Source organism: Enterobacter cloacae complex sp. BZL2005, assembly GCF_049238885.1.
GTDB classification, from domain to species: Bacteria; Pseudomonadota; Gammaproteobacteria; order Enterobacterales; family Enterobacteriaceae; genus Enterobacter; species Enterobacter roggenkampii.
In genome coordinates, this window is record NZ_JBMKGI010000014.1 from 1 (window position 1) to 26,915 (window position 26,915).

Below are 26,915 nucleotides of genomic sequence, written 5' to 3' on the forward strand. Positions count from 1 at the left end.
TCTGAATTTGCAGCGGGCTGGAGAAAGGGTCATTCTGAGAATGAAGATTCCGACGTTACTAACTGAGTGTTGTATCTAATCGTGGGGGCAGGTCATCACCTTTCGGTAATAGTCTGTGGGTAGATAACGAAACAGTCGCCAGGTACCAGGTCGCCGTAACAAGCCAAAAATGGTATACGCATTAGCGGCCAGTGAGATTGATTTGTAGACACCTAAACCATTCTCACGACTAAAGCCCATAAACTCAGCTGTAGACATCGCGGCATTCGCGACCAGCCCTTCACTGGTAGTGTTGTTCGTTGCGTAGCGAGCCACTTCTTTACTGATGCTGTTTGCCCCGTCAGTAACCAGAATCGCACCAGCAAGAACTCCGAGAGGGGTCATCGTGCCAATCAGTGTAAATCCTGCGGCTATTTCAGCACCGGCCAGGACAACACTAACTGCCGAGATAACATACCCAACAATTTTGTTATTCTCTCGGATGAACTCGACTTTCGCGTAAAGCTTCGCTGCCTTCGTTCGTAATAAACGAGCTTGTTCCAGGAGGTTATAGTTTTCTTCTCGAAGTATTTTAACGCAGTCCATGCATTCTTTATCTGATTTAGCCTGACGAGCTAGCGTAAACTGTTGTTCTATGAGGTCCCGAATTTCCTGAATGAACTTCATTCGAGTCAGACCATCGCTGAGATGAAAAGCCGACAGAGTGTTGGCTGTATTTACCAGTTTCCTGGCTTCCATATTCACCATCGTTTCCGCCCAGGCTTTATTTCTTCCACCTGATTGCATCATGTTAAGCAATGCTGCATCCATTGTAATTCCTCTCAATTGCTTTACCGGCGTCTGTTTAGACTGATAAACGGCTCCCTCTGACTGCCATGCGTGCCAACGCATGCACAATATAGTAGCAATGTGGTTACGGGGTCTGAAGCAGAAGTCGCTTTTTGCAGCTACACACCTCGGCCTACTAGACGGCTTTCACCGGGCATCACCGAAAGTATCAGGCCAGATTTTTGCTCAATGGCATCAATGAGAAGCCCGTTCTCGCTTGAGTGGCCGCTGTAGTAGGGAAAGGGCAACACCAGCGGAAAGCCAGCCGTTTTTGTCGGGAATTTCACCATCAATCAGGCCGGATGTGCAGCACGACTGGACGTTTTCGGAGGCCCTGGGCAATCCGGCATGTGTCCACTGTATAGTAGGTGCCGTTTCGGTCTTTGGTAGGCTTTATCATAATGCCCATTTTGTACCACCGGGAAGCGGGGCCGGAGGAAAGATAAGAGGGGTAACTACTGATAAACCAACAAGTTGTTGACTCAGAAAGCAAAAACCCGCCACGAGGGCGGGTTCTTTAAATAGTGGTGCCCGGACTCGGAATCGAACCAAGGACACGGGGATTTTCAATCCCTTTAAAAGTGCCTATGAACTGCTTTCCTCTGCGTATGTAAAAGATAGATTCATTGGATTACCTTATCAAAAAAATGTTCTCACAGGGGCATCATTTCATAATCGGTTGCAAAGTAATCAAATTAAACTTACCAGAATTCTACCTTGTAAGAGGTAACATAGCGGCACTACCTATGCTTATCACGGTGGTTATCTCCTCTTGATGCAATCTGCAATATGAATCGCCACGGATAATCTAGACACTTCCGAGCCGTTGATAATACTGGTTTTCATATTCTGTCGGTGACATCTGTTCGCTAGAACCATGCCGACGCTTACTGTTATAAAACATTTCGATGTAATCAAAAATATCACTGCGGGCTTCTTCCCGCGTTCCGTAGATCTTTTTCTTTATCCGTTCACGTTTCAACAACTGGAAAAAACTTTCTGCAACCGCATTATCATGGCAGTTACCGCGACGGCTCATGCTACCCTCCAGGCCGTGTGATTTCAGGAACGACTGCCACTCATGGCTTGTGTACTGACTGCCCTGATCCGAATGAACCAGCACCTGTTTTTGGGGATTACGCCGCCATACAGCCATCAGCAGTGCGTTCAGGACAATGTCCTTTGTCATCCGGGATTGCATGGACCAGCCGATAATTTTGCGTGAGAACAGATCAACAACAACGGCAAGATACAGCCAGCCTTCGTGGGTCCTGATGTAGGTTATGTCCGTTACCCAACGCTCATCAGGAGCATCCGGATTGAACTGTCGCTGGAGCCTGTTGGGTGACACGATACTGGCCTCGCCTTTACGTGCCCGCGGGCTTCGGTATCCGACCTGAGCCTTTATTCCGACACGTTTCATCAGTCTCCAGACTCTGTTTACTCCGCACTGTTGCCCGCTGTCACGCAGATCCAGATGGATTTTGCGATAACCATAGACGCATCCCGATTCCAGCCAGAACTGTTTAATCTGTCCTGTCAGTCTCAGGTCTGCCTGATGGCGTTGTGAATGCGGCTGCTGAAGCCAGGCGTAAAAACCACTGGGATGAACATCCAGCACCCGACAGAGCAGGCGAACAGGCCAGCAACAGGAGTTGTCATGGATAAAGGCGTACCTCAGTCGGACAGCTTTGCGAAGTACGCGGCTTTTTTTAATATGTCCCGTTCGTCGGTAACCCGTTTCAGCTCTTTCTGGAGACGGCGGATCTCGGCCTGAGCATCTGACTGTTCTTTATTAGTGGAAGAATCCGGACCGTACTTCTTTATCCAGGCATAAAGGCTGTGGGTGGTGATATCGAGACGTGTTGCAACGCTGGCAACAGAATAACCGCGATCAACAACCTGTTTGACTGCTTCAGTTTTAAACTCTTCGGGATAACGCTTACAGCTCATGGGCACCTCTCTTTAAGCCATCTTAAATGACTCTGAGGTGTCTGTTAAACCCGTGGCGATTCAATAAGTAAGCTAAAAATGTGATTTAAGTCAAATCAGCAATCGGGGAGTGTAACAGATAATGTTTTTATTGCCCGGCAGGAATCCTTCTCCGGGATGTCTCTCTAGAGCTGAAAATGATGAATCGTATCTACCGGTTGGTCTGGAATGCCACACAACAGGCATGGGTTGTCGCCGGCGAGTTCTGCCGAACACATAAAAAAACAAAAATGCTCTTTTTTGAACGATACACTACACGTTTGCTACGCGCACTGTCGGGAATTTTCTCGCCGGTGGTACGCACCTCAGTGACTACTATCGCACTGGTGATGGCAAGTACTCATGGCGCTTGGGCTGTTACCTGCCCGGCTGACGTTAATGGGTCGTACCGTACAGGATGGATCAACGCTACCTATGGAGTGGGATGCAACGAAGTCCCCGCTACGACAGGATCACCGACAGTACTGAATAGCAACGCAAGCTGGTATGTCCTCGCCGGCAGTAATCTTACCGTCGGTGCCGATGTCATTACGATCGGAGCAACAAATATATCATACTTGGGCACCAACAGCTTCAGCTTAATCGGTAACCAGTACCTGACACACGGAAGCATCAACTTCACGGACGTGACTGCTACGCTGACCAACAGTGGCAGAGGCGGCGGCATCAAAGGCCTAAGCACACACAACACCGTGCCGATAAACGGGAACAACTTCACCCTAACGACGAATAGCAGTTACGTCGGCTTAAATTCGAGTGGAGGCGTTGGCTCTTACGCCATCCTCGCTGGCTCTTCGGTGGATTCAGGTGAAGCCATTGTTGCCAACAATGGCAAGTTTTCGACCATCACACTCAACAACGCAACCATCCGACAGAGCACTAGCGGTGGATTTACTATACCCGTGTTGAACGCAGGTCTGCGTGCTATCCAAGGCGCAAGTGGCAACTCTGGTAACGGCAGTTCGGGCAAGATTGAAATCAAGGGCACGCTGGACATGATACTCACTGGTGCGCGCATCGAAGGAATCTATGTCTCAGGGGCAGCGTCGGATAGTGAGGGGGCCGAAGCAATATCGCAGGTAGTTCTAAACAACACAACGCTCAAAATGGTGAAAAGTGGTACGCAGTCTTACGATAGCAGCGCAATCAAGATAGGCAAGTCCCGAACCGTCGGAAGCGGCAAAGGCCTCATCGTTTCCAACGGTGCATTGAATATCGACATGGACCCCAATTTTGGTGGTAGCTCGGCTTACATGAGCTCTGCCATCAAGATGGCTGTCAGCGGCTCGGAGCTGCAGGCTAACGAACCTAACAGCTCTACCTACATCAACGCCTCCCGCTCGGTCCTAGCCATCGGTATAGACGATTGGGGGACGAGCGTCGATTCGACAGGCATCAAAGCGAGCTTTGGCAACGCCACCATCAAGACCCAGTCGATTACCGCACCGTTACTACTAGTCGACAGTGGTCAGCAGGATGTGGGGGTTCTGTTTGATCGACACTCAAATCTCACTGCCGCGAGTGATGGTTATCTGGTCGACATCATCAAGTACCGGAACTCAACAACAGCCAGTTCGTTGAAGCTAACACTCGACAACGGCAGCACCATGACGGGGCTGACGAACAAGGCGTATGCCAACTCGACACTGAACATTAACCTGAACAACGGCTCGACTTGGAACCTCGCAGAGAAGGCGACAGGCACTGTGGCAACCTCGGCCTTCGATACGCTGGCAATGAACGGTGGCTCAACTCTGAACGGCACCACGCAGAGCACGTCACCGGCAAAGTTCATCCTCAAGGGCAACGTTACTTCTACCGGTTCGACTCTCAACCTCACGGATGGCAAAGTCGGCGACGTTCTCACCATCCAGGGCAGTTACGTGGGCAATAACGGGAATCTGTTTCTCGATACGGTATTAGGTGATGATTCCTCACCAACTGATAAGCTGGTCGTCAGCGGCAGTGCCACCGGCACGACCTATGTCAAAGTCACCAACGAAGGCGGAACAGGGGCCCGGACGCTGAACGGTATTGAACTCATTACCACCGGAAGTTCGACTGATGATGCGTTTGTACAGTCGGGTCGTATTGCGGCAGGTGCCTATGATTACTCTCTGGTGCGCGGTACTGGCAGCAACAGCAGTAACTGGTATCTGAGTAATACAACACCTACAACACCTACAACACCTACAACACCTACAACACCTACAACACCTACAACACCTACAACACCTACAACACCTACAACACCTACAACACCTACAGAGTCTCTGCTGCGTCCTGAAGGCGGCTCCTATGCGGCGAACCTGGCGGCGGCCAACAACCTGTTTACTACCCGTCTGCACGACCGTCTGGGTGAGACACAGTACACGGATGTTCTGACCGGTGAGAAGAAGGTGACCAGCATGTGGTTGCGCAACGAGGGTGGCCATACCCGTTCACGCGACAGCAGCGGTCAGCTCAGTACCCAGGCCAACCGTTACGTTGCCCAGCTCGGTGGGGACTTAGCGCAATGGAGCTCAGACGGCAGCGACCGCTACCACCTGGGTATCATGGGGGGGTATGGCTACAATAAGAGTAATACGCTTTCAAACCTCAGCGGTTACCATTCCCGTGGAGCGGTGGAAGGTTACAGCGCCGGTCTGTACGGTACCTGGTATCAGAACGATACGGACAAAACCGGGCTGTATGTGGACAGCTGGGCCCAGTACAGCTGGTTTAAGAACACCGTTAACGGCGAAGGTCTGAGCGGTGAGAAGTATGATTCAGAAGGCGTGACGGCGTCCATTGAGAGTGGCTACACCTTCCTTCTGGGACAGAACGCGGCCGGCACCCAGACGTACTTCATTCAGCCGAAAGCCCAGGTCACCTGGATGGGCGTGAAAGCTGACACGCATACGGAGTCTGACGGCACGGTGGTCTCCGGTGACGGTGACGGCAACGTACAGACCCGCCTGGGCGTGAAAGCATACATCAACGGTCACAGTAAGCTGGATGAGGGCAGAGACCGTACCTTCCAGCCGTTTGTGGAGGTGAACTGGGTGCATAACACGCAGGACTTTGGCAGCCAGCTGAACGGTGTCCTGGTGAAACAGGATGGCGCGGCGAGCATTGGCGAGATGAAGGTGGGTGTGGAGGGCCAGCTGAGCAAGCGCTTTGGTCTGTGGGGTAACGTGGCGCAGCAGGTGGGTGATAAGGGTTACAGCGACACGTCCGCGATGCTGGGGGGTAAATACAGCTTCTGACGTGACGGTCCATCGAATGACGGGAGGGCTTCGGCCCTCCTTTTTCAGGATGAGGTGCACACTCTGGTATGGGTGTCACCTGCCAGAAAAAGCATTGACCTTCGAGCGTATTTCGCCGATAAACAGGGAACCGCCTCATGAGCGGGTCTAAATGCTAACGTTTCTCTACATCCTTCCCGGTGCCTTTGCCGGGTTTTTTACATCTGTAGTCTCGTTTTCTGGAAAATATTCGTTTCCCTGCCATAATCATAGCAGGCAGCCATTTGCCGGGCGGCATCGGGTATGCCGTCAGATACCTGAAATTCCTGATAGTGTAGTTTTACGGGCGGCTCCGCCCGTTTTTTTTGTCTTCCCGGAAGGGGGCATTTAAAGTGGTGCTATGCATAATACGCAGGTTCGCTAACACCTGTGCAGGTGTTGTTATTAACCATAAGGCCTCTACGCGCACCGCTCAGAAGGCCTGAGAGCGTTTCAGCGGTACGCGTAGAGGCCTTATGGTAAATAGCCTATGCTAATGTCCGCTAAGAGCGAAAAACGGTAATGACTCCAACTTACTGATAGTGTTTTATGTTCAGATAATGCCCGATGACTTTGTCATGCAGCTCCACCGATTTTGAGAACGACATGCCCAGCCTTGCCGGATGCTGCCTCAGATTCAGGTTATGCCGCTCAATGCGCTGCGTATATCACTTGCTGATAACGTGCAGTTCTCCCTTCAGGCGTGATTCATACAGCGGCCAGCCATCCGTCATCCATACCACGACCTCAAAGGCCGACAGCAGGCTCAGTAGACGCTCCAGCGTGGCCAACGTGCGTTCACCGAATACTTGCGCCACAACCGTCCTCCGTATCCTGTCATACGCGTAAAACAACCAGCGCTGGCGTGATTTAGCGCCGACGTAACCCCACTGTTCGTCCATTTCCGCGCAAACAATGACGTCACTGCCCGGTTGTATGCGTGAGTTTACCGACTGCGGCCTGAGTTTTTTAAGCGTCGTAAAATCGTGTTGAGGCCAACGCCCATAATGCGTGCACTGGCGCGACATCCGACGCCATTCATGGCCATATCAATAATTTTCTGGTGTGTACCGGGCTGAGAGGCGGTGTAAGTGAACTGTAGCTGCCATGTTTTACGGCAGTGAGAGCAGAGATAGCGCTGATGTCCGGCAGTACTTTTACCGTTACGCACCACGCCTTCGGTAGCTGAACAGGTGGGACAACTGATGGGAATTGAAGCCACGTAAGCACCTCAAAAACACCATTGTACACTAAATCAGTAAGTTGGCACCATTACCAATTTATGCAGTGGAAAAGCTGACGGCTCGGTTTGTGTTTTTCGTTAGGGTAGACTCGCATTGCGGATGCACAAAGGGATGAAACTTGCCTTGCTATATTTTTACCAAAGTTAACAAGAAGACCATGCTTGATTTTTTCACTATTCGTTCTGACTTTGATGACAAAGCTGAACTGATATACGATTACCTCAATGAGGTCATTGCCAAATGTTATGATGGCGGCGTTGTTTATTTCATATTCATAATCCCTCAGGTCAGTGTTAAGTCTTGCGGTCGCATCTACAAGTGCGTATTCTTTATCGATAATCATAACTTTCTCACTTATCATGCTAATGTGATTTAATCATCACTAATAATATGTTGTGATTTTAATTACGATTATTCGTCTGTTTACTCCCGTAATGCATTATCTGATGAATAATGTTCATGTAGGGTAAGGCTTCCATAAAGTCAGACTGTTCAATCAGCGAAATGAGTGTGTTATCGATCTCAAACGTTGTATCCGGTAATACCTCAACCAGCCTGATTCGGGACAGGGAAATAACGAACACGCCCGATGACGTACATCCGGCAAGAAACCACTCCGCATGGCTGCAAAGCAGACGGTAGGGATGAACGGTATGGCTGACGTTTTCGTCGGTTCTGATACGCACCTGGGTCTGGTTAAGTATGGCGAGCGTTAGTCTGCTGAAATCACCGAACAGCGTGGGTTTCTGGCGCGGCTCCGGAAGCATAATCCTGTAGGGCGAGGGGCGTTCCCCGTCAAGCATCAGGCTCAGCAGTTTGGCGTCCATCGCGGGTAACAGACGGTCAAGATGCAGCAGTCTCGCCAGTATCTTCATATCCCGTTCCGTGCGGCGACGAAAGTAATGCGAAGCAAGCTGATACACGCCGTTGCTCTGTTCAATATCAAGGTACGTCAGACGGACGTTGAAATCCCGTCGCAGCGTTCGCGTCGTCACTCCAAATTCCTCTGCCAGCGTCCCGATATGCAGCTTTTCACCCTGAAACAAACGGCTCAGGATGATGGAAAGGCGGGTTGCCAGTCTGTCATGTTCGTTTTCTTGTGTTATCAGCGTCATACATCATTTCCGAATTTAGCCGGGAAATAATGCCAGCAGTAGCGGACAGGATTTGTCCGCCTTCTGAAGTTTTTTAAAGTCTGAATACCTTAAATGTAAGTGCTAAACGTCAGTATTCTCAGGTGAATAAAGATGCTTCTGGCGCATGTAGGCAATAAAAATGCAGGATGGTAGCGTCACCCGGTATGCGGGACCGGCTAAATCAATCAGCAGCCAGAGAGAACTGAGCACCCAGCCCACGGGACCGGCAAAAGCGCCCATGGTACGCGTCAGCATGGCATTTCCTGCAACGGTCAGCCCTCTGCCTAACAGGGCTTTCGCCACACCATTTGTGACAACAAGTGCCATCTGATAGGCCGCAAATCCGGATGTTTTTATCCCCGCCTGGATTGCCATGGTCAGCAGCTCCGGTGTGGGATTGCTGTAGCCTGTCTGCAATTCTTCCGCCACAGTCTTTAGCTGGTCGGGCGTCATCTTCTCAAGACTTTTCTCCAGAATCTTCATCAGCAGATTCATTTCAATGGTTTCAACACTGGATTTGCTGTTGTAGTTCACCTTCATTTTATCGCAGGCATCGGTAAGAATTTCCCGGTACAGCACCCCTTTACCCCAGCGGAGCAGCGTGGCAAAGCTGTTCGCCCCAAACGTCTGAACCTCGGCGGCAATGGCATCCCAGTAGCGCGGGTGGTTGGGCTTGTGTTTTTTATACTGAGGATCATAGGTCAGCGTTTCCGTGATGCGTGCCAGTCCGTCTTTCGGATCGCAGATAAGCACAGAAACCAGTAAATCCAGATCGTCACGATGGCAGTGGCGCAGAAACTCAAGGTCGGGGTCGTGTCGGTAGGTAGCCATATTTCACCTCATTGCAGATATTGGACCTGACAGTTTAAGGAAGCCCCCGGACAGGGTTTGTCCGCCTGAAAAACAAAAAAGTAAAAAAAAACCTGCCCGAAAGCAGGTTTCTGTTCACCGGATGGAGGTATAACGCGTCGGGATTACTTTCCGCGCCATTCCTTTTCCACTTTATCCGCAAAGGCATCGCACTGCCGGGCATATTCCGGGTTATAGAGCAGCTCCGACTGCGAAAGCTGCATGGCGGTCATGCTGCCGTTACGGGCATTTGATTCGAGCCAGGTTCTGCCATAGGTTTTGTTCATCACCTGAAGTACCCTGTTGAATACCGGTCCGTTGAAGCGGGCATTAAGATTAACGCCTTTTACCTGAAGGCCGCTGTCACTGGTCTGGGTCAGGCGGGTGGAGTACATCGCGCAGAAGGTCGAGTTGGTTATCATCTGAGCGTCAGCCTGCTCGTCGGCGAACGCGCTGTGGCTGAAGGCGGAAAGCAGAATTGTGGCGGTTAACAGTTTTAAAATTTTCATCATGTTCCCTTATGGATTGAAAAGCGGAGACAGCCTGCCATACGGGGTGGTCAGGAGATGTCCAGCAGAGAAAAAAGTCAGGGTTTCAGCGAGGGAGCCAGTCGCCAGCGGTGAGGGCCAGCGGATTCGAGCACAAAGGCCAGTTGAGCGAGGTCCCGTCTTGCGGTCCGGGGAGATACGTCAAACTGCCGGATGATGTAGCGAACAGATATTGTCTGACCATAAAACAGGGCCATGGTAAGCCGGATAAGCCGTTCTCCCTGTCCGGTGACACGTTGCCTGCAACGGCTGGCTTTCATCGTTTCCATACGCGCCATCGGTCCCCTTTCTGAAAAGAATCGAGGTGTCTGGCAAGCCAGATATCAGGGCACGAATCGCCGGTAACGCAGCGGGCAGTAAACCGGTGGCAGTTAAAGTCGAGCAGGCTATAAGGATAGCGCTGACCCACTGCCGCCTTTGCCCGTTCAGCGGCCCGCGCACAACCCTGAGGCGTCAAATCCATACAGTCGGTATACACCGAGATAGCGGAGTTCCAGCCATCGAGCCGGTCAAGAAACCCTTTAGCCTTACTTTTGATAACGGTTCCATCGCCATCAAGATGAACAATATCGCCGTTACCCACATAAATACCGCTGTGTGCGGCAAGGCCAAAAAGCAGTTCGCACTGCACGATACCACCGTAAGCCGGTTCATCGACGCAGGAGAGAATGCAGTTATCGATAAATGAATCCACGAAGTTCAGCAGCAGAAGCCGGTACATAACATTCAGTTCCTTACTACGGGGGAGAGGGGGGATGCGGGGGAAACGTTGTGAACACTCAGCTTTCCCACAACGTACGGACCGTGAAAACCCCCATATCGTGGTAAGCCATAAAGTTACTTTCCCATAGCGACCAGAACTCACGGGCGTCGACATGAGAGATATCGCCACAGCGGGAAAGCCACGTGTATTGTTGCGTCCAGCTCACATCGACATCTTTTTCAAGCTCAGGCCATGGATGTCCTGCATAGTGAAAATCGGTGACGTAATCGAGCTGCCAGTCTTCTCCGGCAGGGATGAGGCGTATTTCGACCGGATGCCATCCACCCGTTTCCGGTGAGTATTCAGGGTCACGAAAGTTAATGGTTAATCCGGTGATGGGGTGACGATGGGGCGGTTTTTGCGCGACGATATCCAGAAGCAGTTGGGTAAACGACCGGGAGAGAGGCAGCACATAGCCGCCCTGCAATATTACGGGTGATGACATAGTGAATTTCCTGATTTTTGGTTAACAGAACACAGAAAAAGTGGGGTTAGTCCTGGCTGAGCGTAGCAAGCTGCGTCATACGATGCTGCCAGTCGGCATAGCAGCGGTGCATAAAGAGTCTGCTGCTGTCCGCTTCGATAAGGCAGATATCCGGACTTCTGAGCACAGCAGCAAGAAACCCGGCGTTATTGGTGCTGCCCTGACCAAACAGTGGGCGAAATACACGGGATGGAAAGCTGTCTGGCTGCTGTTCCAGAATGGCGTGAATCGCATCAAGCGCTATCCATTCACGGGAGAACAGGCCCCCTTCGCCATTGGCGGTTAAGCGCAGGGCAAGACTCCCGGTTTCACCCTCTTTACCCAGCTCATACGTCAGCAGTCCCTTGCTGTGGGGGCTGATTTTCTCGGCTTCACCCCTGTAGAACACGGTATAGCTTTCGGTGACGGCGGCTTCGGTAGCGACTTTTTTCTTACTCATGGTTCAGCGCCTCAATCAGGTTCTGGAGTTGAGTGATAACTGTCGTGTCCGGGAACACCAGATAGATACCCTGTCCGTTATCGCAGACGATACCGAGCAGGAGATACCAGCCATCATCAAGTGCGGTGACGTATTCCGGGTTAGCCAGTGCCACTGCCAGCAGCGGGTCTTCGGGGAGTGTGTCATCGTGGTTGAGATGCCAGAGCAGGGTTCCCGTTTCGTTCCAGAAGGCGGTAAACAGGTCGATATCATCGACAGGGCCAAGGATTTCATTGCTGAGGGCCACCAGTGCGGAGGCGGGCAGGTTGAGAAGGGGAAGACTGGTGGGGGTCGTGAGTTTAAACATGATTATCTCCATAAATGATTGATTCATATTGATAATATGTTTTCAAATGACTTTTAGTTACATTTTATTTACGTTGTTTGCTTTTTCTGGATTATGCCCTTAAATTTAGCTCTAAGCTGGCATTAAATCCCGTTTTTTTTAGATTTTAAGCGTTTTATAAAGAAATTAGCATGTGCTGTTTTAACTGAAAATGAGAGAAGGCTTGCGCACAATTGCTATTGATTTTCTTACTTATTTTCTCAATCACAAAACGCCTTAAATAGTTCAAAAAACAAGCAATACCCCATAATTGATATTATTTATGGAGAGAAACGACGTTCAGGCCTGAAAGTGGGGGAGTGGCACTTTCAGGAGATTAAGGGGGCAAACAGGCCTCTTTAACGCGTGCTTTTCTCACCAAAATGTCAGAGTCGGTGATTTGCACTTCAGTATTTCTGCCAATACTATTCGCTTCATGTGCTGGCCAGCATCTAACTCAATACCCTTAATTTGTATTAATTGAGCGAGATGTATGCATTATGAAACTCGATAGTTCTTTAAACCTAATAACGCTGACAATGAAACAGAATGATGTTGATTCTGTGGATGGTCGCTTTTGTAAGTCAGCGCAAAACATCAAAACCAGCGTTGACGTTGATGATTGCTGTGTTGAACCAATGGCCCGACATCGCAGCCCAAAGAATCAAAGAGAGGCATTCACTAAAGCTTTTTTTGATGAGTGTAAAACCCGTGCAATACAAACTGGCCGGACTATCGAAGCCAGCGATACAAAATGTACCGGGCTTAAGGCTATATTCCATTCATCCGGACGCATTAAGTTTATTGTCCGCAAAAGTATTCGCGGAAAGAATGTTTACGTTGCCGTAGGAAGTTACCCGGAATTTTCCATTAATAACGCAAGAGAACATGCCTTTAAAATAATTCAGGAGCTTAAGGCTGCCGTTGAGACTTATGGTGAGCGTTTTCTTACGCACAGCAAAATATCGTTTAATGAGCTTGTGGATGAGTATGTGAAATGCGTACTCAGCTCGGGCGTTAAGCGTTCAGCTAATACCGACCTTTCTAAGATCCGTAAATACCTGCGCCCTCTTCTCGGGGACAAAAAGCTGGCAGGTATGACGGAGGCACACATTTTGGCCTATCTGCATGATCTCGATCTCAAGCCAGCCACCCGCAACCGCCATCTGGCGCTCATTAAAGCGGTGTTTACCTGGGCTATACGCATGGGATACATCAGCCGCTCTCCGGCGCTTTATATCAAGGCGCTGCCTGAAGTGACGTCAGATCGCCGCGCCATGGATGACTCCCAGCTTCAGCGCTGGATGGAAGTCTGTGAGCGCTGGCGTAATGGTAAACCCGATCATGAAGCCCTTGCTCTGCTCATGTTCCTTGCCCTGACGGGCCTGCGTCTGGGGGAAACACGGCATCTTCTTCTTGAGGATGTGGACTGGAGTCGCAAGGTTATCACCCTTCGCCAGACCAAAAACGGCAAACTCCGTCGTGTACCGGTATGTGATAAAGCCTTCGTTCTTCTGACGGAACAGCGTCAGCATCTGGGTGATAAAGGCTGGGTATTCCCAGGAAAAGGGACTGATAACCCGGTTTCTGAGCCGCGTCGCCTGCAAAAACGGCTTTGTGAGGCTGCGGGTATTCCACCGTTCACCATCCATGAGATGCGTCATACCTTTGCGACAAAGCTCATTGAGAGCGGGGCCGACATTCACACCATCAAAGACTTACTGGGTCACAGCACTATCAAAGTAACCGAAATATATTTGCATTCGAGCCCTGCGCGTTATCACGAAGCCGTTAATCGGGCGATGAACAGTTTTCCGGCATAAGCAGAATTTTATTCAGGCTGGAGCATTCTGCGTTCTCCTGCCTGTATCCCCCCTTTTAAAGGACCAGATAAATGAACAAAACAACAACGCTGTCCCCTTTGACTACAATGGCCCCGGCTCTTTTTACCTGCCTGAAACTGAACGCATTTCTCGCCCGCCGTGCGTTACATCTGGCTAATGCACAAAAAAGTCTTAACAAAGCGGCTGCTATCAATATTGGGGCTGATGACATTGCTGAAAATGGATGCCGTGATGGTCTGCCAGATGATTTTGTGAATACGTCAACAGGACTTTTTTATGACAATGGCAAGAAACTGACACAGTTCAGTTCGACGCCCATTGTTCCTGTTAACAGGCGTTACTCTGATTGTAAAACGCGCAATATGGGCATTGAGTTGATGACAATTAACCATGCCGGAGAGTTCGTCTGCGCTGAGATCTCATTGAGTGATGTGACGGTAAATCCCGATAATGTGATTGCATATCTTGCAGGCAAGGGCTTTGGTATTTCCTCGACGATAAGGGCTAAAGATCTACTGGCGTATTTTTTACAGGCCTGTATGAAGAAATCGCTGGCGTTGCCCACTTATCTTGTCGCAGATGCGATGGGGTTTGTACCAGGCAAAAAAGCATTTTTACATGGCGCAATGCCCATTGCGCAAAGTGTTAGCGGGTTTGATTATCTGGTTCCTGGTGTGCGTGTACCGACAGGACTCGTTGAATCCGGTAAGCTGAATGACTGGAAGTCTCTAGTGGAGACGTATGCTCATGGATGGCCGCAGGTTTTTGCATTGTGTGCATCCTTTGCTTCTATGCTGGTGAAATTGTACAAAATGGATGTCGCGCTGTTTCACTTTTATGGCGGGTCAACGACCGGAAAGACCATTCTTCTTCAGTTAGCCATGTCGGTTCATGGTCATGGCGGTGAGCCGGGAAGTGCATCGGGTGTTAACATTCTCCGCTGGAATACAACGGCGAATGCGCTGGAGAAAAGTCTGAGTTTATTCTCCGGGCTGTTAGCCTGTATTGACGAACTGGGAGCGTACAAACAGAAAGACTTCGCCTCACTCCTGTACAACATTACCGCCGGACAGGGCAAAAGCCGGATGGACAAGAACCTGGACGTACGGGAGGCTTATACATGGGAAATGTTTATTCTTTCATCAGGTGAAATGTCTATCCCCGAAAAGCTTGCCACACAGAAAGAGCAGATTCAGGGCGGGCAGGAGCATCGCGCCATCAGTATTAATATTTTGCCTGAAGATGCCCGTAAAAAGGGCGAATCAGCGGAAGAGGTTCGTTGTCGTGCTGAGGGCCTGAAAAATGGTCTGGGTGATATTTATGGCGTAGCGGGTAAGGCGTTTATCGCTAACTTGTTGACGATGGACGACGATGAGGGTGAACCGCTGTCCTGGCATGAAATGTGTGAATTTGTCCGGGATGCAACAAATGACTGCTTCAGCATTCTGGTCAGCGACCTGCAAGAAGAAGGCTATTCCCTCAGTGATATTCAGAAGCGTGCCTTAAAACGTTTTGCCTTATGCTGGTTCGCCGGGTTGATGGCAAGAGAATGGGGTATCGCTCCGTTCAGTGAGGAGGATATCTCGGAGGCGATAATGAGTGCTGCTCGTCGCTGGCTGGATGATAAGCCAAACCAGTACAGCCCGCTGAAGCAGGTGCTGACTGCCATTCAGTTAGATCTCATCAAAACCAGAACAGCCCATTTTATGCCATTGCTTGATGAAGATGCGTATACCCCGTCAAACCACTGGGGATTCATTGATAAGAATGATGACATGATGATTTTCGTTCCTGTTTTTGAAGACTGGTGTATCCAAAAAGGCCTCAAGCCTGTTGATGTGGCAAAGGCGCTGGCACAAAAAAATTATCTCAAACCAGAAAGTCAGGGTCATTACAAGAAGCGCCCTCAGAAGGGAATTAAACAACCCTTTTATTTGATAACGAGTGTATTTCTTGGCTGTAACATTGCGACCGATTTTTAATTTCATCAGTGACATGTCAGGCAGAGGATCTCCTCTGCCTTTTTTTATATCAATGAAGGTAACTGAGCACTGATCCGCTCGGCAAGTAACTGACTGGTATTCTGCAAACGCTGTGGGTGAAGATGCGCATACCGTTGGGAAGAATGACTGCTGCGATGCCCCAGTTGGGCCTGAACGTCATACAGTGTTCCGCCGTAGGAAACAATCAGGGCGGCAACTGAATGACGACAGGTATGAATACACACTTCTTTATCGAAAATACCCGCCCTAAGAACGATACGCTGAAAAGCCTTAACCGGGTTATTCAGCGGCATTCCCTGCTTTTTGCCGATAAACAACCACGGATTTCCCCGCTGCGTTGGCAGCGCTCTGATAACGTCCATAGCCAGTGAATTAAGGTGAACAATGCGACCATAACCATTCTTGGTTTCCGGAAGCCATAATGTACGTTTTACCGGGTCAACATGCTCCCACTTTGCCAGACGCAGTTCATCGCGGCGAAGCCCTGTCAGTAGCAGCAGCTTGACATAGCGGGCAGCAACGGAGTTGGTATCCTTATCAGCAGAGAGAAAAATACGACGAATTTCATCCTCGGTGAAATAGCGCTGTCGGGCGTTATTTTCCCTCAGTAACTGTACAACCCGTGCCGGGTGAGCCGATGTGATGCTTTGCCTTCCGGCCCATGTAAAGACAGCTTTAATCAGTACGATGATGCGGTTACAGGTTGCAGCAGAAAGAGAAGTGCATAACGTCTGCTGAAGGCGAAGAATACTGGCAGGGGTGATATCACTGAGTAACGTGTGACCTATAGCGGGGCGGATATAATCTCTGTAGCGCTGAACATCCTTCCCCCAGCTACGTTTGGCAGACATAGCCCATTGTAGATAATGCTGACTAAAGAGTTCATCAAACGTCATCTCCTTACGCTTGTTTTCACGTTCCTGCTTTGGGTCAGTGCCGGTGGCAAGAGAGCGTTTATGTTCCATGGCAACGCGGCGGGCAAAGGTGACATCCACCTCAGGCCAGTGACCAATAGCTATAGCGCGTTTTCTCCCATGATAGAGATAGCGGAGCAAAAACTTTTTACGACCTTCTCCTTTGCTTACCAGACATTTGAGACCAGAAATCTCGGTATCACTGTACTCAGCATCGGTGCTGCGTGACTCAGGTGGATTAGGGGGAAGGCATTTGATGAGCTGATTAGTAAAACGAAAGCGTGTCAGGCTGCACATATTAGCTCCTTGATTGGCGTAAAGAACGTCAGGGTTGAGCCATCCCTGGTACGGCAGTGTTTATGACAGAGTGGATTTACTGTTGTGGCGAAGGGTATGCAGGTGCCACAGAAGAGGAATAAAGACGTGAAAAGCAGACGATACAGGCTTTACGGTCCTGATCTGGTCTGAAGGGTAAAGATGCCGTGGGAAGGTACTCAAAGAAATAATATGTGTCTGAGTCAGTTCGTATTACATCTCACTGGAATGGTTTTATTTTGACGGGGGAAACGGGGAAGTGTCATGATCATATGACTTAAAAGGAAAATAGACTTTTATTCTAGTGGGCGGAAAGGTGGTTTTCCCCGAACAACAGGTGGGAAATGTATGTGATCAGATTGCCCCCGAGTGCAGAAGGGGAGTCCCCCACTGTTTTCCCCGTATCAGAAACCCTTAAAGACCAGTAGATTAAGGCTAAATACCGATTCCCCCATTTCCCCCGCGTTTTTGAATCATTATGAACAACCAGAGAGAAGAGAAACCGTAACTGACCGTAGAGAGACCGTAGCCGGGGGCAAGATATAGACACATTAGAGGGTATAGATGTTTTTAAAAGCAAAGAACAACTAAGAAAACGACGAAGAATCCAGCAAACAAATAACGTTCTGTAACTACCAGAAATCTACCGTAGCCAGAAACGAAAAAAGCCTCGCTTTTCAGCAAGGCCTTATGAATAGTGGTGCCCGGACTCGGAATCGAACCAAGGACACGGGGATTTTCAATCCCCTGCTCTACCGACTGAGCTATCCGGGCAACGGGGCGCATTAAACCCGATCTGCCCGGTGGCGTCAACGAAAAATGTTGTTTTCGTTACGGACTGCGCAATCTCTCACCATTTCGCCGCATCCTTAAGCGAAAAAGTGCGTCCAGAGCGCGGAGAGCGGCATGGCGAGCAGCAGCGCGGGCAGCATGTTCACCACGGCAAACATCTTGATCCCACAGATGCGCAGCCCTGTTGCCAGCAGCAGCAGGCCGCCGACGGCGGTAAAGTCTGCCATCATCGCCGGCGTAGTGAGCGGGAGAATTAACGTGGCGCAGGTAGCCAGTGCCAGCTGGATAAGCAGCATCGGCACGCAAATCGCCGCGACGGCAATGCCGAGCGTGGTGGCAAAAATGGTGGCGGTGAAGAAATCCAGAAACGCTTTTGCAATCAAAATGCTCGGGTCGCCCGTCATCCCTTCCTGCATCGAACCGAAAATCCCGGTGCCGCTGGCGCAAAACAGAATAATGATGGCGACGTAGTTCTGAATAAACGTCTCGTGCGTGCCGTGCTTCGCCTTGCCCGGTCGGGCTATCAGGTTTTTGGCTTTGCCTACCGCATTATTGATGCCTTTTTCCAGATAGCAAAACTCGCCAATCAGCGCGCCGAGCAGGGTGGCCAACACCATCACCGGCAGGTTGGCGCATTTGACCACTAGCAGAATACCGATCCCTAACGAGGCCAGGCCGAATATCGAGGGCATGGATGAGCGGATACGCTCCGGCAGCCGCTGGCTCAGCACTGCGCCGAGTACGCCGCCCAGCAATACGGCTCCTGCGTTGATAAATGGCCCGATAACCACGCTTAACTCCTGTTATTTAATCATTGATATTGCATTATTATGGCACGTCAGCGCTGCGCGGGCCTTAGCTTTGGGTGATATAAGTGCATACTGATTCCTTCTTGCACCTCAAAATAAAAGGTGACATTATTGCGCGAATTTTCTCCTCCCTGTCTCACCGTTCGGTGAGGGTAATTGCGCTTATGAAAACCATGAAAATCGCCGTCAGCCGCGAGCTGCTCTCAACGGTGTCTACGCATCGCGAAAAGGTGACGCTGGACAGCACGGATTTCACCGATGTGGCAGCCGTCGTCATGACGACGACAGAGAGTCGCAGCGGCATCCTTGCCTTGCTGAAACGCACGGGCTTTCATTTACCGGTGTTTATTTTCTCTCAGGAGCCGACGGAGGTGCCTGACGGCGCCACCGCGGTCATCTCGGGTAAAGCTCAGGAGTTTCTGGAACTGGAGACTGCTGCCAGCCGTTACGAAGAGAACCTGCTGCCGCCGTTTTTCGACACCCTGAGTCAGTATGTGGAGATGGGCAACAGCACTTTCGCCTGTCCGGGCCACCAGCACGGCGCGTTTTTCAAAAAGCATCCGGCAGGGCGGCAGTTCTATGATTTCTTCGGTGAGAACGTGTTCCGCGCCGACATGTGCAATGCCGACGTGAAGCTGGGCGATCTGCTGATCCACGAAGGGTCCGCCAAGCATGCGCAAAAGTTTGCGGCGAAGGTCTTCAACGCGGATAAAACCTACTTCGTGCTGAACGGCACGTCGGCGGCCAACAAGGTGGTGACCAACGCGCTGCTCACCCGCGGCGATCTGGTGCTGTTCGACCGCAACAACCATAAATCTAACCACCACGGGGCGCTGATCCAGGCGGGCGCCACGCCGGTTTACCTTGAGGCCGCACGTAACCCGTTTGGCTTTATTGGCGGGATTGACGAGCATTGCTTTGACGACGCGTATCTGCGGGACCTGATCCGCGAGGCGGCGCCGGAGAAAGCCGACGAGCCGCGTCCCTTCCGCCTGGCGATCATTCAGCTTGGCACCTATGACGGGACGATCTACAACGCCCGTCAGGTGATCGACAAGATCGGCCATCTGTGCGACTACATTCTCTTTGACTCCGCCTGGGTAGGCTACGAGCAGTTTATTCCGATGATGGCGGAAACGTCCCCGCTGTTGCTGGAACTGAACGAGAACGATCCGGGCATTTTCGTGACCCAGTCGGTGCACAAACAGCAGGCCGGGTTCTCGCAAACCTCGCAGATCCATAAAAAGGATAACCACATCCGCGGTCAGGCGCGTTTCTGCCCGCACAAGCGGCTGAACAACGCCTTTATGCTGCATGCCTCCACCAGCCCGTTTTACCCGCTGTTCGCGGCGCTGGATGTCAATGCGAAAATCCACGAAGGGGAAAGCGGGCGCAGGCTGTGGGCCGAGTGTGTGGAGCTGGGCATTGAGGCGCGCAAGGCCATCATCGCCAACTGCCATATGATCAAGCCGTTTATCCCACCGGTGGTGGCGGGGCGGCCGTGGCAGGATCATCCGACGCACGCCATTGCCAGCGAGCTGCGCTTCTTCAGCTTCGAGCCGGGGGCCAAATGGCACGGATTTGAGGGCTATGCAAGCGAGCAGTACTTTGTTGACCCGTGCAAGCTGCTGCTGACCACGCCGGGCATTGATGCCGAAACCGGGGAGTACACTGATTTCGGGATCCCGGCGACGATTCTGGCGCACTACCTGCGTGAAAACGGCATCGTGCCGGAAAAATGCGACCTTAACTCGATCCTGTTCCTGCTGACGCCTGCCGAAAGCAGCGACAAGCTGGCTCAGCTGGTGGCAATGCTGGGGCAGTTTGAACAGCATATTGAAGACGACACCCCGCTGGCCGACGTGCTGCCGACGATCTTCCAGAAATACCCGGTGCGCTACCGGGATTATACCCTTCGCCAGCTGTGTCAGGAGATGCACGATCTCTACGTCAGCTTTGACGTCAAGGATCTGCAGAAGGCGATGTTCCGCAAGGAGAGCCTGCCGGAGGTGGTGATGAACCCGCAGGATGCCAATCAGGCGTATATTCGCGGAGAGGTGGAGCTGGTTCGCATACGGGATGCCGAAGGACGGATTGCTGCCGAAGGGGCACTGCCCTATCCGCCGGGCGTGCTGTGCGTGGTGCCGGGTGAAGTCTGGGGCGGGGCGGTACAGCGTTACTTCCTGGCTCTGGAGGAGGGCATCAACCTGCTGCCGGGCTTTTCGCCGGAACTGCAGGGCGTTTACAGCGAGAAGGATGCCGACGGGATTAAGCGGCTGTATGGGTATGTGTTGAAGTAGACTCTTGCCCGAACGTAGGCCGGGTAAGCGTTAGCGCCACCCGGCGATTTGCCCGGTGGCGCAAGCTTACCGGGCCTACAATATCGCTTCAGGCTTCTGCGCGCCGGTACATCCTTCTCGGATGCCCAATCTTGCCGTACAGCATCTCCACGCTGAGAAACCCGTTCTCCACGCAGTGCTCCAGATAGCGACGGGTGGTGGTTTTACTCAATCCCGTCTCGCTCACCACCTCATCCACGGTAAAGCAGTGCGTTGCCTTGTCGTTAAACAGCGACTGCACCCGCGCCAGGGTATTTTCCTCAATGCCCTTGCTGCCGTTGTCCTGGCGGTAGTTTTTCGCCTGAAGCTGATAGAGCGAATCGACGTTCTGCTGGTCGACAATCTTCCAGACGCGCTGCTGTTCGGCAAACTGCACAAACCGCTCCAGCGACTGGCTGAGCCGCTTCCAGGAGACGGGTTTGAGGATGTAGTCGAACGCGCCGTTGCGGATCGCCTGGCTGCAGGTGTCCATATCGCTGGCGGCAGTAATAAAAATGACCGAGCAGTTGGCGCGGGCCAGCATGGGGTTATTGATCAGCGAGATCCCTTTGCCGTCCGGCAGATAGTTATCCAGCAGCACCAGCTGCGGCTGTTTGCTTGCAAGCTCTGCCTGGGCCGCAGCCAGCGACGAGGCAATGCCCACCAGCCTCAGACGCGGATGCTTGCTTATCAGCTCCGCGTGCAGTTGCGCCAGCTCGTTCTCGTCTTCAACAATCAGTACGTCGATAAGTTCATGTTGCATAGTCGGTGTCTTCCAGTTGCCGGGCGGTTCCCGTGACCGGGATAAACAGGGAGAAAATGGCGCCGCGCGGGATATTATCGGCAACTTCTATCGCGCCGCCAGCCTGTGTGACATAGCTTTCGATCAGATACAGACCAATCCCATGATCGCCGCGCGTTTTGGTGGTGATGCCGCGCTCAAAGATCCGCTCACGGATCTCCGGCTTGATGCCAACGCCCTGGTCGGCCACTTCAATAATCAGCTCCTGTTCGCTGAGCTTTATCAGCACCTCCACCGGCGCGTGGGGAAGCGGCGACCGCTGCGTCGCTTCGATAGCGTTATCCAGCAGGTTGCCAATAATCGAAATCAGCTCTTGCTCCCCCAACGGCAGGAACGGCTTGTCCAGCCGACAGGCCGGGTCGAAACTCAGCTCGACCCCTTTCTCCCGCGCGCGGGCGGCTTTCCCCAGCAGCAGGCCGCACAGGGTCGGGGAGCTGAAGCGCGAAGAGATAAAGTCCAGCAGCTCCTGAGCGTGTTCAGACTGCGCCTGAATGTAGCCAATCGCCTCCTCATAGCGGCCCATATGCAGCAGACCGGAGAGGGTGGTCATCCGGTTTAACTGCTCATGACGCATGATGCGAAGGTTATCGACGTAGCGTTTGACCTGGCTGAGCTGGGCGCTCAGCGAGTCGATCTCGTTGCGATCGCGGAAGGTGATCACCCAGCCCTGCAGCGACCCCTCAAGCATGATGTGGACCCGGCTGGCAATCACCGTGAGATCGTTAAAACGGCAAATCTCATCATGGGTATCTTTCGCCAGCATCGTCTGCGTGTCGAAGAACGGGACCGGATCGATCACCTGGCTTATCAGCTGCCCGCGCAGCTCGCGGGCCGGCTGGCTCAGCCCCAGCAGCTTGCGCGCCGCCTGGTTGATGACTTCAATCCGCCTTTGATCGTCAATGGCAATTACGCCTTCATAAATAGACTCCATCAACGCCTTCTGCTGGCGCACCAGCAGGCCGATCTCGCGCGGCTCGAGGGAGAAGATCTGCTTCTTAATACTGCGGGTAAAGAACCAGGAGAAGATAAAGAGAGCAATCAGCAGCAGCACCGCGGCAATCAGGATATTGACCACTTTACTGACGGTAATGGTGTCCAGGTAGCTGGTGAGATAGCCGACCGAAACAATGCCGACCACCTGTCCGGCAGCGTTGAAGATGGGGGCCTTACTGCGCAGCGAAATACCCAACCCGCCTTTGCGGATGGTGGTGGTGCTTTTACCCTGCAATACGGCTTCGTTGTCACCGCCTACCAGCGTGGTGCCCACTCTGTCGGCGAAGACGGAGTGAAAAAGATGCTGGCCCTTATTATCACCAATCACAATAAAGCTGGCGTCACTGTGCGCAGAAATCTTCTGCATAAAATCATGGATGGCGGCGATATTCTTTTGTTCAACTTCATGTCGCAATGTTGGAATAAGCGCAATCTCTTCAGCCTGTATTTTGGCGCGCGTACTCATTTCCTGATAAAGCTGTTTCCCGACATCGGCATAATAATATCCGCCCAGTAACGCAAAAAGCACTGAGAAAAAGGCAACCAGTGAAATAAACAGCTTTATCTGGAAAGAGACTTTCATAACTCTCACGCAAGGTAGCGACAAAGAACGCCAATATATCATCTTTTTTCGCGCGGACGTCCGCTTTGCCGAAAACTTGTGATCCCTTGCACAGCGGGCGTTGTAAAAGCGTTATCCCAAAGACGGGGGGCCTCTGGCTGCACGAATAAATGTTATTTGTTTGTTCAATTCAGAAAAGAAACCATAAAAACCACGGCCATAAATAAGGCGTAAATCACATTAAATAAAAGAAACCATTAAAACCATAGCTGCCATTAAAACTTCGCTTTTAATATGCCATTCCTCACATAAAGTAAGCCTTTGTGACTCTAAGCTGAACGCACAAAATAACCAAGGGGCTTATTATGAGCACAACTGACGATTCTTTCTCTGTTACCCACGACCCGATTGAAATTCAGCGGCCTTCACTCAAAGAGCGCTGGTGGCATATTATGGATACCTGGAAAATCGGGATTATTCCTCTGCCGCTGTTCGTTCTGGCGGGCGCGCTGATCGCCATTGATTGCCTGGGCGGAAAACTGCCGAGCGATATCGTGGTGATGGTGGCGACGCTGGCCTTCTTCGGCTTTGCCTGCGGTGAGTTTGGCAAACGCCTGCCGATTGTCGGCAAGCTCGGCGCGGCGGCGATTTGCGCCACCTTTATCCCTTCCGCGCTGGTCTATTATGGCCTGCTGCCGGACGTGGTGGTCGAGTCTACGACCAAGTTCTACAAATCCACCAACATTCTCTACCTCTATATCTGCTGCATTATTGTCGGCAGCATCATGAGCATGAACCGCACGGTGCTGATTCAGGGCTTCCTGCGCATCTTCTTCCCGATGCTGTGCGGCGAAATCGTCGGCATGCTCGTGGGGATGGGCGTCGGCCTGGCGCTGGGTCTTGAGCCATTCCAGATCTTCTTCTTTATCATTCTGCCGATTATGGCGGGCGGCGTGGGCGAAGGGGCAATCCCGCTTTCCATCGGCTATGCCACCCTGCTGCACATGGATCAGGGCGTGGCGCTCGGTCGCGTGCTGCCGATGGTCATGCTCGGCGGTCTGACCGCCATCATCATCTCCGGCTGCCTGAACCAGCTGGGTAAACGCTACCCGCACCTGACCGGTGAAGGCCAGCTGATGCCTAACCGCGCCAATGCCGATGCCACCGTTTCTCAGCCTGCGTTCTCCGGCAAGGCGGACGTGACCACGATCGCCTCCGGCGCGCTGCTGGCGGTGCTGCTCTACATGCTGGGCATGCTCGGCCACAAGCTGATCGGCCTGCCTGCGCCGGTCGGCATGCTGTTTATGGCGGTGCTGGTGAAGCTCTGCAACGGTGCTTCTCCACGTCTGCTGGAAGGCTCGCAGGTGGTGTACAAGTTCTTCCAGACCTCCGTGACCTACCCGATTCTCTTTGCCGTTGGCGTGGCCATCACCCCATGGCATGAACTGGTGGCCGCCTTCACGCTGACCAACCTGCTGGTGATTATCAGCACCGTCTCCGCGCTCGTGGCGACCGGGTTCTTCGTCGGCAAAAAGATTGGCATGCACCCGATTGATGTCGCCATCGTCTCCTGCTGCCAGAGCGGCCAGGGCGGTACCGGCGACGTGGCGATCCTGACCGCAGGCAACCGCATGAGCCTGATGCCGTTCGCCCAGATTGCTACCCGTATCGGCGGGGCGATTAACGTCTCCATCTCACTGCTGATTCTGGGCAACTTCCTCGTTTAAGTTTTCAGGAAAGAACAATGAAACTCGCAAGCTTTTTATACCAGGGAAAACGCAGCTACGGCATCGTCCAGGCCGACGGCGTGATTGATTTAGGCCGCCGTCTGGGCGACCGCTACAGCGACCTTAAAGCGCTGCTGCAGGGCAACGGGCTGGCGCAGGCCACCCGCTACCTGAACGATGCCGTGGACGTGCCGATGAGCGCCATCACCTTCTTACCGGTGATTGAGCAGCCGGAAAAAATCCTCTGCGTGGGCATGAACTACGCCGACAAGCGCAAGGAGTTTGACCAGCACAATCCGGCCCCGACGCTGTTTGTTCGCTTCCCGGATCACAGACCGGCCACAACGAGCCGGTGCTGAAGCCGCGCCACTCCAGCGAATTCGACTACGAAGGCGAGCTGGCGGTGATCATCGGTAAAGGCGGGGAGAACATCAGCCGCGACGACGCCCTGCGCCACGTGGCCGGCTACAGCTGCTACATGGACGGCTCCGCCCGCGACTGGCAGCACACCTGGTTTACCGCCGGTAAAAACTGGCGCAAAACCGGCGCGTTTGGCCCGTGGATGGCGACGGCGGACGAGATCCCGGATCCGCACCAACTGGCAATCCGCACCTGGCTGAACGGCCGCATGGTGCAGGAAGACAACACCAGCAGCATGATCCACAAGGTGGCGGAGCTGATCGAGTACATCAGCACCTTCACCCGCTTGAGTCCTGGCGATGTGATCATCACCGGATCCCCTGGCGGGGTGGGTAAAAAGCGCAATCCGCCGCTGTTTATGAAAGAGGGGGATCGCATTGAGGTGGAGATCGAGCATATCGGTCATCTCAGCAACGTGATCGTGGAAGCGCCTGCCGTCGGGCTTGCGGCAGCACATTAAGTAAGGCGGCAGCATGCATTCGCAACCCATCGATTTTCGCCACACGCTGGTGGCGAAACACCCGGAACGCTTGAGTCAGATCCGTTACCTGCTGGCAGACAGCGGCCTTGGCCTGGACAACGACATCACGCTGTTCGTCGAAGCCTGGTCCGGCCCGCAGCTGGTGGGGTGCGCAGGGCTTGCCGCCAACGTCATCAAGTGCGTGGCGGTCAACGAGCAGCTTCGCGGCGAGAACCTCAGCGCACGGCTGCTGGCGGAGGTGCAAAATGCGGCGCTGGAGCGCGGCCATTTTCACCTCTTCCTCTGCACCCGGCCGTGCAACCGGGAGCGCTTTGCCCGCAGCGGCTTCTGGCCGATTGCCCAGAGCGGGAACAACGCCGTGCTGATGGAAAACACGCCGCAGGGGCTCGCGCGCTACTGCCGTTCCCTGAGCGCGAGCCGCAAGTGCGGGGAGAACATTGGCGCCATCGTGATGAACGCCAATCCGTTCACCCTCGGCCACCGCCATCTGGTGGAGCAGGCGGCGCAGCGGTGCGATGCCCTGCATCTGTTCGTGGTGCTTGAAGACGCATCGTTCTTCCCGTTCAGCGCGCGGCTCGAGATGGTGCGCGCGGGCGTGGCGCATCTGCCGAACGTGGTGGTGCATGAAGGCTCGCAGTACATCATTTCCCGCGCCACGTTTCCGGCCTACTTCCTGAAGGAGACCGGCAAGGTGCAGCAGGCGTGGAGCGAGATCGACGTGCTGATCTTCCGGGACTTCATCGCCCCGGCGCTCGGCATCACGCACCGCTTCATCGGCTCGGAGCCGTTCTGCGACATCACCCGCCAGTACAACCAGACGCTGCACGACCTGCTGGCCTCGCATATCGAGGTGGTGGAAATGCCGCGCATCAAGGCCACCGGTAACGCCATATCGGCGTCCGAAGTGCGCCGCTTACTGAAGACACAGCAGTTTTCCCGGATCCGGGAGATTGTCCCGGACTCCACCTTCGCGCACCTCGAAACGCATTACCGTGCGAGTGCCGAAGTCGCTTAACTACCAG

21 protein-coding genes, 1 tRNA gene and 2 pseudogenes are annotated in these 26,915 nt (G+C 52.7%); 7 read left to right on the plus strand and 17 right to left on the minus strand.

What is annotated here, in order from left to right; translation table 11 throughout:
* Positions 1-75: 75 nt before the first annotated feature.
* A complete protein-coding gene (locus tag ACOTXI_RS19270; protein ID WP_255411161.1) occupies positions 76-810 on the minus strand; it encodes a DUF4225 domain-containing protein in 735 nt (244 codons plus the stop codon).
* Between the two features lie 826 nt (positions 811-1,636).
* A protein-coding gene (locus ACOTXI_RS19275; RefSeq protein WP_416172738.1) for an IS3 family transposase occupies positions 1,637-2,781 on the minus strand; the annotation gives its coding sequence in 2 pieces (ribosomal slippage) (positions 1,637-2,547 and positions 2,547-2,781; 1,146 coding nt in all).
* A gap of 176 nt (positions 2,782-2,957) precedes the next feature.
* Between ACOTXI_RS19275 and ACOTXI_RS19280 the strand changes: the two genes are divergently transcribed.
* A complete protein-coding gene (locus ACOTXI_RS19280; RefSeq protein WP_421633960.1) occupies positions 2,958-6,068 on the plus strand; it encodes an autotransporter outer membrane beta-barrel domain-containing protein in 3,111 nt (1,036 codons plus the stop codon).
* Between the two features lie 551 nt (positions 6,069-6,619).
* Here ACOTXI_RS19280 and ACOTXI_RS19285 read toward each other — a convergent pair.
* The 10 genes and pseudogenes from ACOTXI_RS19285 to ACOTXI_RS19330 form a co-directional block, all read right to left on the minus strand.
* Positions 6,620-7,308, minus strand: a pseudogene (locus ACOTXI_RS19285) (IS1 family transposase).
* 50 nt (positions 7,309-7,358) lie between these two features.
* Positions 7,359-7,673 carry a hypothetical protein gene (locus tag ACOTXI_RS19290; protein ID WP_103786973.1) on the minus strand — a complete coding sequence of 105 codons (315 nt, stop codon included), beginning with the start codon at positions 7,671-7,673 and terminating at the stop codon, positions 7,359-7,361.
* 58 nt (positions 7,674-7,731) lie between these two features.
* On the minus strand, positions 7,732-8,445 hold the full coding sequence (locus ACOTXI_RS19295; protein ID WP_103786974.1) for a helix-turn-helix transcriptional regulator: 714 nt from the start codon (positions 8,443-8,445) through the stop codon (positions 7,732-7,734).
* 102 nt (positions 8,446-8,547) lie between these two features.
* The gene (locus tag ACOTXI_RS19300; protein ID WP_032165641.1) at positions 8,548-9,297 is read right to left on the minus strand and encodes a DUF3944 domain-containing protein; all 750 of its coding nucleotides are present in this window, start codon (positions 9,295-9,297) and stop codon (positions 8,548-8,550) included.
* Between the two features lie 143 nt (positions 9,298-9,440).
* Complete coding sequence (locus ACOTXI_RS19305; RefSeq protein ID WP_223349776.1) at positions 9,441-9,827, minus strand: hypothetical protein; 387 nt, start codon at positions 9,825-9,827, stop codon at positions 9,441-9,443.
* 74 nt (positions 9,828-9,901) lie between these two features.
* Complete coding sequence (locus ACOTXI_RS19310; protein ID WP_103786975.1) at positions 9,902-10,141, minus strand: DeoR family transcriptional regulator; 240 nt, start codon at positions 10,139-10,141, stop codon at positions 9,902-9,904.
* Positions 10,120-10,584, minus strand: a complete 465-nt coding sequence (locus ACOTXI_RS19315) for a lecithin retinol acyltransferase family protein (protein WP_103786976.1) — start codon at positions 10,582-10,584, stop codon at positions 10,120-10,122. The genes ACOTXI_RS19310 and ACOTXI_RS19315 overlap by 22 nt, the downstream gene beginning before the upstream one ends.
* 58 nt (positions 10,585-10,642) lie before the next feature.
* Positions 10,643-11,071: a DUF2787 family protein gene (locus ACOTXI_RS19320; protein ID WP_103786977.1), complete on the minus strand. Its 429-nt coding sequence runs from the start codon at positions 11,069-11,071 to the stop codon at positions 10,643-10,645.
* Between the two features lie 46 nt (positions 11,072-11,117).
* Complete coding sequence (locus ACOTXI_RS19325) at positions 11,118-11,549, minus strand: hypothetical protein (protein WP_000038405.1); 432 nt, start codon at positions 11,547-11,549, stop codon at positions 11,118-11,120.
* Positions 11,542-11,895, minus strand: coding sequence for a hypothetical protein (locus tag ACOTXI_RS19330; protein ID WP_020838591.1), 354 nt, complete (start codon positions 11,893-11,895; stop codon positions 11,542-11,544). Before ACOTXI_RS19330 ends, ACOTXI_RS19325 begins: the two co-directional genes overlap by 8 nt.
* Positions 11,896-12,413: 518 nt before the next feature.
* Between ACOTXI_RS19330 and ACOTXI_RS19335 the strand changes: the two genes are divergently transcribed.
* Positions 12,414-13,736 carry a tyrosine-type recombinase/integrase gene (locus tag ACOTXI_RS19335; protein ID WP_103786978.1) on the plus strand — a complete coding sequence of 441 codons (1,323 nt, stop codon included), beginning with the start codon at positions 12,414-12,416 and terminating at the stop codon, positions 13,734-13,736.
* Between the two features lie 71 nt (positions 13,737-13,807).
* Entirely contained in the window at positions 13,808-15,739 is a 1,932-nt protein-coding gene (locus ACOTXI_RS19340; protein ID WP_123282586.1) for a DUF927 domain-containing protein, read from the plus strand.
* Positions 15,740-15,783: 44 nt separating this feature from the next.
* Here the strand turns inward: ACOTXI_RS19340 and ACOTXI_RS19345 are convergent, their stop codons facing one another.
* From ACOTXI_RS19345 to ACOTXI_RS19355, 3 genes are all read right to left on the minus strand, one after another.
* On the minus strand, positions 15,784-16,971 hold the full coding sequence (locus tag ACOTXI_RS19345; protein ID WP_104457553.1) for a site-specific integrase: 1,188 nt from the start codon (positions 16,969-16,971) through the stop codon (positions 15,784-15,786).
* A gap of 716 nt (positions 16,972-17,687) precedes the next feature.
* Positions 17,688-17,763 (minus strand) — tRNA-Phe (locus ACOTXI_RS19350).
* A gap of 95 nt (positions 17,764-17,858) precedes the next feature.
* Positions 17,859-18,572 (minus strand): DUF554 domain-containing protein, encoded by a 714-nt coding sequence (locus ACOTXI_RS19355; RefSeq protein ID WP_008499781.1) that lies wholly within the window; start codon positions 18,570-18,572, stop codon positions 17,859-17,861.
* Between the two features lie 182 nt (positions 18,573-18,754).
* Here ACOTXI_RS19355 and ACOTXI_RS19360 point away from each other — a divergent pair, with 182 nt between their 5' ends.
* Positions 18,755-20,890 carry an ornithine decarboxylase gene (locus ACOTXI_RS19360; protein ID WP_058653985.1) on the plus strand — a complete coding sequence of 712 codons (2,136 nt, stop codon included), beginning with the start codon at positions 18,755-18,757 and terminating at the stop codon, positions 20,888-20,890.
* Between the two features lie 88 nt (positions 20,891-20,978).
* On the opposite strand, the gene ACOTXI_RS19365 is transcribed toward ACOTXI_RS19360, so the two are convergent.
* Both ACOTXI_RS19365 and ACOTXI_RS19370 read right to left on the minus strand, forming a co-directional pair.
* Positions 20,979-21,671, minus strand: a complete 693-nt coding sequence (locus ACOTXI_RS19365) for a response regulator (protein WP_023326051.1) — start codon at positions 21,669-21,671, stop codon at positions 20,979-20,981.
* Positions 21,661-23,286: an ATP-binding protein gene (locus ACOTXI_RS19370; RefSeq protein WP_058653984.1), complete on the minus strand. Its 1,626-nt coding sequence runs from the start codon at positions 23,284-23,286 to the stop codon at positions 21,661-21,663. Before ACOTXI_RS19370 ends, ACOTXI_RS19365 begins: the two co-directional genes overlap by 11 nt.
* Positions 23,287-23,630: 344 nt before the next feature.
* Between ACOTXI_RS19370 and ACOTXI_RS19375 the strand changes: the two genes are divergently transcribed.
* The 3 genes and pseudogenes from ACOTXI_RS19375 to citC all read left to right on the plus strand — a co-directional run bounded on the left by ACOTXI_RS19375 (position 23,631) and on the right by citC (position 26,908).
* A complete protein-coding gene (locus ACOTXI_RS19375) occupies positions 23,631-24,992 on the plus strand; it encodes a 2-hydroxycarboxylate transporter family protein (protein ID WP_021242090.1) in 1,362 nt (453 codons plus the stop codon).
* Positions 24,993-25,009: 17 nt separating this feature from the next.
* Positions 25,010-25,872, plus strand: a pseudogene (locus tag ACOTXI_RS19380) (fumarylacetoacetate hydrolase family protein).
* A 13-nt stretch (positions 25,873-25,885) separates the two neighbouring features.
* Positions 25,886-26,908, plus strand: coding sequence for a [citrate (pro-3S)-lyase] ligase (gene citC / locus ACOTXI_RS19385; protein WP_058653983.1), 1,023 nt, complete (start codon positions 25,886-25,888; stop codon positions 26,906-26,908).
* Positions 26,909-26,915: the final 7 nt, after the last annotated feature.

Bases quoted from the DNA above. Each gene is read 5' to 3' on its own strand.
- ACOTXI_RS19270 (WP_255411161.1), bottom strand. From the start codon at position 810: ATGGATGCAGCATTGCTTAACATGATGCAATCAGGTGGAAGAAATAAA.
- ACOTXI_RS19360 (WP_058653985.1), top strand. From the start codon at position 18,755: ATGAAAACCATGAAAATCGCCGTCAGCCGCGAGCTGCTCTCAACGGTG.
- ACOTXI_RS19305 (WP_223349776.1), bottom strand. From the start codon at position 9,827: ATGATGAAAATTTTAAAACTGTTAACCGCCACAATTCTGCTTTCCGCC.
- ACOTXI_RS19310 (WP_103786975.1), bottom strand. From the start codon at position 10,141: ATGGCGCGTATGGAAACGATGAAAGCCAGCCGTTGCAGGCAACGTGTC.
- ACOTXI_RS19295 (WP_103786974.1), bottom strand. From the start codon at position 8,445: ATGACGCTGATAACACAAGAAAACGAACATGACAGACTGGCAACCCGC.
- ACOTXI_RS19280 (WP_421633960.1), top strand. From the start codon at position 2,958: ATGATGAATCGTATCTACCGGTTGGTCTGGAATGCCACACAACAGGCA.
- ACOTXI_RS19320 (WP_103786977.1), bottom strand. From the start codon at position 11,071: ATGTCATCACCCGTAATATTGCAGGGCGGCTATGTGCTGCCTCTCTCC.
- ACOTXI_RS19315 (WP_103786976.1), bottom strand. From the start codon at position 10,584: ATGTACCGGCTTCTGCTGCTGAACTTCGTGGATTCATTTATCGATAAC.
- citC (WP_058653983.1), top strand. From the start codon at position 25,886: ATGCATTCGCAACCCATCGATTTTCGCCACACGCTGGTGGCGAAACAC.
- ACOTXI_RS19375 (WP_021242090.1), top strand. From the start codon at position 23,631: ATGAGCACAACTGACGATTCTTTCTCTGTTACCCACGACCCGATTGAA.
- ACOTXI_RS19340 (WP_123282586.1), top strand. From the start codon at position 13,808: ATGAACAAAACAACAACGCTGTCCCCTTTGACTACAATGGCCCCGGCT.
- ACOTXI_RS19335 (WP_103786978.1), top strand. From the start codon at position 12,414: ATGAAACTCGATAGTTCTTTAAACCTAATAACGCTGACAATGAAACAG.
- ACOTXI_RS19290 (WP_103786973.1), bottom strand. From the start codon at position 7,673: ATGATTATCGATAAAGAATACGCACTTGTAGATGCGACCGCAAGACTT.
- ACOTXI_RS19370 (WP_058653984.1), bottom strand. From the start codon at position 23,286: ATGAAAGTCTCTTTCCAGATAAAGCTGTTTATTTCACTGGTTGCCTTT.
- ACOTXI_RS19365 (WP_023326051.1), bottom strand. From the start codon at position 21,671: ATGCAACATGAACTTATCGACGTACTGATTGTTGAAGACGAGAACGAG.
- ACOTXI_RS19345 (WP_104457553.1), bottom strand. From the start codon at position 16,971: ATGTGCAGCCTGACACGCTTTCGTTTTACTAATCAGCTCATCAAATGC.
- ACOTXI_RS19325 (WP_000038405.1), bottom strand. From the start codon at position 11,549: ATGAGTAAGAAAAAAGTCGCTACCGAAGCCGCCGTCACCGAAAGCTAT.
- ACOTXI_RS19330 (WP_020838591.1), bottom strand. From the start codon at position 11,895: ATGTTTAAACTCACGACCCCCACCAGTCTTCCCCTTCTCAACCTGCCC.
- ACOTXI_RS19300 (WP_032165641.1), bottom strand. From the start codon at position 9,297: ATGGCTACCTACCGACACGACCCCGACCTTGAGTTTCTGCGCCACTGC.